The organism is Micromonospora sp. NPDC003776 (assembly GCF_053605645.1).
In genome coordinates, this window is the sequence record NZ_JBSGJR010000368.1 from 1 (window position 1) to 7,151 (window position 7,151).

The 7,151-nt window shown below is 71.5% G+C and carries 7 protein-coding genes; 1 reads left to right on the forward strand and 6 read right to left on the reverse strand.

Going from position 1 to position 7,151, the window contains the following annotated elements:
* From ACWEVO_RS24980 to kdd, 6 genes are all read right to left on the reverse strand, one after another.
* The coding region (locus ACWEVO_RS24980) for a glutamate mutase L (protein WP_452309949.1) at positions 1-204 on the reverse strand (204 nt) is incomplete at its 3' end.
* On the reverse strand, positions 201-593 hold the full coding sequence (gene kal, locus ACWEVO_RS24985) for a 3-aminobutyryl-CoA ammonia lyase (RefSeq protein ID WP_452309950.1): 393 nt from the start codon (positions 591-593) through the stop codon (positions 201-203). The genes kal and ACWEVO_RS24980, both read right to left, overlap by 4 nt.
* Positions 590-1,354, reverse strand: coding sequence for a lysine 5,6-aminomutase subunit beta (kamE, locus tag ACWEVO_RS24990; RefSeq protein WP_452309951.1), 765 nt, complete (start codon positions 1,352-1,354; stop codon positions 590-592). Before kamE ends, kal begins: the two co-directional genes overlap by 4 nt.
* On the reverse strand, positions 1,351-2,913 hold the full coding sequence (gene kamD, locus ACWEVO_RS24995) for a lysine 5,6-aminomutase subunit alpha (RefSeq protein WP_452309952.1): 1,563 nt from the start codon (positions 2,911-2,913) through the stop codon (positions 1,351-1,353). The genes kamE and kamD overlap by 4 nt, the downstream gene beginning before the upstream one ends.
* A gap of 24 nt (positions 2,914-2,937) precedes the next feature.
* Positions 2,938-4,500 carry an amidohydrolase gene (locus tag ACWEVO_RS25000; protein ID WP_452309953.1) on the reverse strand — a complete coding sequence of 521 codons (1,563 nt, stop codon included), beginning with the start codon at positions 4,498-4,500 and terminating at the stop codon, positions 2,938-2,940.
* Between the two features lie 4 nt (positions 4,501-4,504).
* Positions 4,505-5,566 (reverse strand): L-erythro-3,5-diaminohexanoate dehydrogenase, encoded by a 1,062-nt coding sequence (gene kdd, locus ACWEVO_RS25005; protein WP_452309954.1) that lies wholly within the window; start codon positions 5,564-5,566, stop codon positions 4,505-4,507.
* A gap of 142 nt (positions 5,567-5,708) precedes the next feature.
* Between kdd and ACWEVO_RS25010 the strand changes: the two genes are divergently transcribed.
* Positions 5,709-7,115 (forward strand): KamA family radical SAM protein, encoded by a 1,407-nt coding sequence (locus tag ACWEVO_RS25010; RefSeq protein ID WP_452309955.1) that lies wholly within the window; start codon positions 5,709-5,711, stop codon positions 7,113-7,115.
* The last annotated feature ends 36 nt before the right edge of the window (positions 7,116-7,151 follow it).

A 7,151-nucleotide genomic window follows, 5' to 3' on the forward strand; every position in this document is an offset into this window, starting at 1 on the left:
GGCCGACGAGCACACGTACCAGGGCACGTCGGCGGCGTCGAGCCCGGCGGTGGCCGCGCCGACGGCGGCGTCCAGGCCGTGCAGCACATCCGTGCCGACGGTGGTCGGCGCGGACGCCGCCGCGACCAGCCCGCCGCCGTCGAGGTCGACCAGCGCCGCCTTGGTGTACGTGGACCCGACGTCGGCGCAGACGGCGACGTTCACGCCGCCGGCGGTACGACGACCGTGCCGGTGGCGGTGACCGCGACGATCGGTTCGGCGAGGACCTCCGCGGCCGACTCGCTCTTGTCGGGGCGGCCCCGGCACACCACCCGGGCGGCGAAGTCGATGGTGCGGCTGCGGGTGCCGACCCGGGTGACGGTCGCCGACACCTCCAACACGTCACCGGCCTTCATCGGCGCCTTGAACTGCACGTCCGAGTAGGACGCGAACAGGCCCTCGTCGCCGTCGGTGCGGATGCACACCTCCGTCGCGACGTCCCCGAACAGGCCCAGCGCGTACGCCCCGTCGACCAGGTTGCCCGCGTAGTGGGCGTGGGAGTACGGCACGTACCGGCGGTGGGTGACGGTCAACCCGACCCGGGAATCGCTCATTGCTTCGCCTTCTTGTTCGTGATCAGGGCGTGGACCAGGTAACTGGCGACCTCGCCGGGGGTGGTGCCGCGGCCGAAGATCCGGTCGACGCCCAACTCGTCGGTCATCGTCTCGTCGAAGCGGGGCCCGCCGACGATCAGCAACGGCCGTTTCCCGGCCGGCATCGCCTCCCGGAACGCCGCGGTCATCTCCCGGGTGTTGTGCAGGTGCGCGTCGCGTTGCGTGACGACCTGCGACACCAGCACCGCGTCGGCCTTCTCCCGCCGGGCCGCCTCCACCAGTTCGGGCACGCTGACCTGCGCACCCAGGTTGGTGACCTTCAGCTCCCGGTAGTACTCCAGGCCCTTCTCCCCCGCGATGCCCTTGACGTTGAGGATCGCGTCGATGCCGACGGTGTGCGCGTCGGTGCCGATGCACGCCCCCACCACCGACAGCTTGCGCCGCAGCTTCTGCTTCACCACCGTGTTGACCTCCTTGGCCGACAGCAGCGGGAAGTCCCGTTCCACCACCTGCACCGCCGACAGGTCGACCAGATGGTTGACCCGGCCGTAGACGACGAAGAAGGTGAACCCGTCGCCCATCTGCTTGGCGTGCACCAGCATCGCCGGGTCGATGCCCATCCGGTTGGCCAGCTGCACCGCCGCGCCCTCGGCCCGCTTGTCGTGCGGCACCGGCAGGGTGAACGACACCTGCACCATGCCGTCGCCGGTGGTGTCCCCGTACGGCCGGACGATCTTCTTCTCCGCCGCGGGGGCGCTCACGAGCGGTCTCCTTCCAGGATCTCGGTGGCCGGGTTGTAGTAGTCCGCCTCGTGCTCCGCCACACCGTCGAGGCCCTTGCCGCGGTCCGCGGGCCGCTTCATGATCCCGAACGTGCCCTCCGCGATCGCGGTCAACAGCGACTGGTCACCGATGCGCTCCAGCAGATCGATCGCCTCACCGAGGACCCGGTGGGCGCGCTGCTGGATGAACCCACCCGGGGCGGGCACGAAATCCTCGTGCAGGCCACCGGCCGCGCCCAGCACGTACCGCACGTTCTGCAGGGCGATGTCCCGGTCCGACAACCACGGCGTCACCACCGCCTCGGTCATCATCCCGACCAGCAGGATCCCCTGCCCGGTCATGGTGCCGACCAGGTTGAAGAACCCGTCCAGCAGGTTGCCGCGGAACACGTCACCGGTCATGTGCTTGGTCGGCGGCATCCACTTCAACGGCGCGTCGGGGAACAACTCCCGAGCCAGCAGGGCGTGCGCCAACTCCAACCGGAACGACTCCGGCACATCCGGGTTGATCTCGAACGCGTGCCCCAGGCCCAACTGCCAGTCCGCGAGCCCCGCCTCGTGCGCGAAGTACTCGTTGAGCAGCTGCGACACCGTCACCGTGTGCGCCTCGTCCACCGCGTCGGCGGTGGTGAGGTAGTTGTCCTCACCGGTGTTGATGATGATCCCCGCGCGGGCGTGCACCTGCCGGGAGAACCGCTGATCGACGAACGTGCGGATCGGGTTGATGTCACGGAACAGGATGCCGTACATCGAGTCGTTGAGCATCATGTCCAGCCGCTCCAGGCCGGCCAGGGTCGCCATCTCCGGCATGCACAGCCCCGACGCGTAGTTCGTCAGCCGCACGTACCGGCCCAACTCCCTCGACGAGTCGTCCAACGCCGCCCGCATCAACCGGAAGTTCTCCTGCGTGGCGTACGTGCCGGCGAAACCCTCCCGGGTCGCGCCCTCCGGCACGTAGTCCAGCAACGACTGCCCCGTCGAGCGGATCACCGCGATGATGTCCGCACCCGCCCGGGCCGCCGCCTGCGCCTGCGGGATGTCCTCGTAGATGTCCCCGGTCGCCACGATCAGGTAGATCCACGGCCGCTGCTTCGGGTCCCCGTACCGCTTCACCAGGCGGTCCCGCTCAGCCCGGCGCCGGTCGATCTGCCGCACCCCGGCGGCGACCGCCTTGCGGGCGGCCCGGCGGGCGGCAGTGGCCGCCTTGCCGGTGGGCTGCTGGAACCGCACCGACCCCGCCGCCGCCTTCTGCGCCAGCAACGTCACATCGCTGAGCCCCTCCCGGGCGAGCGCGTCGAACACCGGCACGGCCACCCCGTGCCCCAGCCCCACATCACCGACGACCGCATCCACCAGGCGGTTCACCCACGGGATGCCGTCCGGGTCCGCGCCGGTCACCCCGGCCAACCGCAGCACCGCCCGCTCCACCGACACGGTGGTGTGGCTGCGCGCCAGATCCACCACCGGCTGCCCGGCGCGGCGCGCCAACTCCCGCGCCCGCGCCACCAGCGCCGGATCCAGCCCAAGCTTGCCTGTCACGGACACCCTTCCTCGCCGCTCACATCACTGCTCATAGATCACGTCACCCCGCAGCACCGTCGCCCGGCACACCGGCAACGGCGTCGGATCGCCCGCGCCCCGCTCCTCCGGGTCCTCCGCCTGCAACACCGGCAGACCCCGCTCCACCCCGGCCGGGGTGGCCCACACCGCGAACGTCGCCGGCGCACCCAACGCCAGCACACCCTCGTTGTCCAGGTGCACCGCCCGCCACCCGCCGCGGGTGTGCGCGGCGAACGCCGCCCGCACACTCATCCGCTGCACCGGGTTGTGGTGCGCCGCCGCCGCCCGCACCGACCCCCACGGGTCCAGCGGCGTCACCGGCGAATCCGACCCGAACGCCAGCGCCACCCCCACCGAGTGCATGGCACCCATCGGGTTGGACTCCAACGACCGCGCCAACCCCAACCGCGACTCGTACATCCGGCCCGCACCACCCCACAGCCGATCGAACGCCGGCTGCATCGACGCCACGATGCCGTACTCCACGAACCCGGCGATCAGCCGCTTGTTCATGATCTCCGCGTGCTCGATCCGGTGCCGCGCCGCCCGCAGCCGGTCCACCCCGACCTTCTCCGCCGCCTGCGTGAACCCCGCCAGCACCGTCGAGATCGCCGCGTCACCGATCGCGTGGAAACCGCCCTGCAGGCCGTGCGCCGCACAGTCCAGCAGATGATCACGCACCTGCTCCACGGTCACGTACCCGTGCCCGCACCCGTCCGGCTCCCCGTCCAGGTACGCATCCGACACGTGCGCCGTACGCGACCCCAGCGCCCCGTCCGCGTACAGGTCACCGCCGGCCCCGACCGCGCCCAACTCCCGGGCCTTCGCCGCCCCGAGCAGCTCACCCCAGTAGCCGTACACCTCGGGCACCCCGTCCCCGGAGACCGCCAACAGGCCCGTGAAGTCCGACTCGTCGGACGTGCCCGGCCCGCCGCACTCGTGCACCGCCGCGATGCCCAGCGATGCCGCGTGCCGCAACGCCGCACGCTGCGCCGCCACCCGCTGTGCCGGCGAGATCGACCCCAGCGCCGCCTCCCGCACCACGTGATGCGCGTCCCGCCGCAGCCAGCCCGACGGGTCGTAGCCCGCCGCCGCCGCCGCGTCCGGGCAGGCCGCCAGCAGCGCCGCCGACACCAGCGCCGAATGGATCGACGCCTGCGACAGGTACACCTTCCGGCCCCCGGCCGCCCGGTCCAACTCGGCCGCGTCCGGCGGCACCGGCCGCGACCACGTCGACTCGTCCCAACCGTGCCCCAGCACCACCGCGTCCCCCGGCAGACCCGCCGCGAACGCCGCCACCGCCTCCAACAACTGCCCGGCCGACCGCACCGCCGACAGGTCCAGCCCCGACAGCGCCAACCCGGTGTCCGTGGCGTGCACATGGGCGTCGACGAACGCCGGCGTCACCAGCGCCCCGCCCAACTCCACCACCCGGTCGGCGGCCGGCGCGTCGGCGTCGGCACCCAACCAGGCGATCCGGCCGTCCCGCACCAGCAACGCCGTCGCGCTCGGGTCCGCCGGACAGTGCAGCACTCCGCCGCGGTACAACGTCGAGGGGTTCGTCATGGTGTCAGTCTGCCGCCAACCGCGCCTCGAACAGACGACGCACCCCCGGCTCGCCGCGCAGCAGGTCCAGCGCCAAGTCCGCGTGACCCGGCACGTACCCGTTGCCGACCAGCATCGTCACATCCGCCGCCAGACCCTCCGCGCCCAACGCCGCCGCCGCGAAGCTCGTCGCCATCGAGAAGAAGATCACCGTGCCGCCGTCCTCGGTGGCCAGCACCGCCCCGTGCTCGCAGCCCGGCACGTCCACGCACACCACCGTCACGTCCGCCGCCGCGCCCAGCGCCGTCGTCACCGCCGTGGACAGCCCCACCGGATCCCGGGCGTCCGCCAGGGCCACCACGTCGGCCAGGCCCGCCGCCTTTAGCGCGTCCCGCTCCGCCGCCACCGGCACCACCCCGACCGTACGGCCCGCACCCGCCCGCCGCGCCGCCGCCAGGGACAGCGAGCCGCTCTTGCCGGCCCCGCCGATCACCGCCACCCGCACCGGCCGCGGATCACCCTCCCGGCCGCGCCGCGCCACCTGCTCGGCGACCACCCGGGCGGTCAACGCCGGCGCCCCGCACACGTCCAGCACCGCCAGGGACAGCTCCGGATGCAGGTCCGCCGGCAGCACCGCCGCGATCGACCGGGCGAACAGGATCGCATACCCGTCGCAGGGCACCTGCTCGCTGCGCCCGTCCCAGCGGGCCAGCCCGTCCAGGATCGTCAGCGGGGTCAGGGTCAGCGACACCAGGGTGGCCACCCGGTCACCCGGAGTCAGCCCCAGCGGCGACCGCTTCCCGGCCTCCTCCACCGTGCCGATCAGCATGCCGCCGGAGCCGGTCACCGGGTTCTGCATCTTCCCCCGCGCGGAGATGATCTCCAGCACCTCGGCGCGGACCTTCTCCCCGTCGCCGCCGTGCTTCTCCGACAGCTGCCGGAAGCTCGCCGCGTCCAGATTCAGCCGTTCCACCCGGATTCGCACCTCGTTCGGGGCGATCCGCGGGTCCGCATCGAGGCGCCACGCCGCCTGCGGCAGCACCCCCGCCGGTTCCACAACGCGGTGCAGGCCCACCGGTGACGTCACGCCGACCCCCTATGTCCAGCCGCTCGAACCCCTGGCCAGGGCTCGCATCGCGGGAAAACTTACGGCAGACTAATTTCTTCACCGGATATTTTCCAGTAGCCTTCGCAACCGCTGATCAACCGCACCACAACGAGGAGGGGCCGTGACCCAGACCCAACCGGTGGAGACCATCCCAGCGCCCCGCACCTCGCCGGTCGCGGTCCCCACCGCCGGACAGCCCTACGAATACCGCCGCAACCCCCTGGTCGAGCCCGACTGGACCCGCTTCCCCGGCTGGCGCCACGTCACCCGCGAGCAGTGGGAGAACGCCCAGTGGCAGCGGGTCAACTGCGTCAAGAACATCAAGCAGCTGCGCACCGTCCTCGGCGACCTCGTCGACGAGACCTTCTACGCCGACCTCGAAGCCGACCAGAAGAACCTGGCCACCATGTCCATGCTGGTGCCGCCGCAGATGCTCAACACCATGGTGCCGTTCGAGCCGATGACCACCGAGGCGCTCCTCGCCGACCCGGTCCGCCGCTACATGATCCCCGTCGCCTCCGACCGGCGCACCGACTGGCCGTCCCACCCCTACGCCACCCGCGACAGCCTCCACGAGCACGACATGTGGGTCGCCGAAGGCCTCACCCACCGCTACCCCACCAAGGTCCTCGCCGAACTGCTCTCCACCTGCCCGCAGTACTGCGGGCACTGCACCCGCATGGACCTGGTCGGCAACTCCACGCCCACCGTCGACAAGCTCAAGCTCACCCTCAAGCCCGTCGACCGGTACGACGCCCACATCGCCTACCTCAAGGCCCACCCCGGCGTCCGGGACGTCGTCGTGTCCGGCGGTGACGTGGCCAACGTGCCGTGGAAGAACCTCGAGTCGTACCTGATGCGGCTGCTCGAGATCGAAACCATCCGCGACATCCGGCTGGCCACCAAGGCGCTCATGGGCCTGCCCCAGCACTGGCTCCAGGCCGACGTCGTCGAAGGGCTCGAACGCGTCGCCCGCACCGCCGCCCGCCGTGGCGTCAACCTCGCCATCCACACGCACGTCAACCACCGGCAGTCCATCACCCCGCTGGTCGCCAAGGCCGCCCAGACCGCCCTCGACGTCGGTGTCCGCGACGTGCGCAACCAGGGCGTCCTCATGCGCGGCGTCAACGCCACCAGCGCTGACCTGCTCGACCTCTGCTTCGCCCTGCAGGGCGAGGCCGGCATCCTGCCGTACTACTTCTACATGTGCGACATGATCCCCAACGCCGAGCACTGGCGGGTCCCCGTCTGGCACGCCCAGCAACTCCAGCACGACATCATGGGCTACCTGCCCGGCTACGCGACGCCGCGGATCGTCTGCGACGTTCCCTTCGTCGGCAAGCGCTGGGTCCACATGCTCACCGAGTACGACCGCGAACGCGGCATCTCCTACTGGACGAAGAACTACCGCACCTCGATCGAGTCGGCCGACCTCGAAGCGCTCAACAAGCGCTACGCCTACTACGACCCGATCGACACCCTGCCCGAGGCCGGCCAGGCGTGGTGGGAAGCCCACCGCAACGACTGACGTACCGAAGCAGGCGGCGGGCCCCCGGGGTGATCC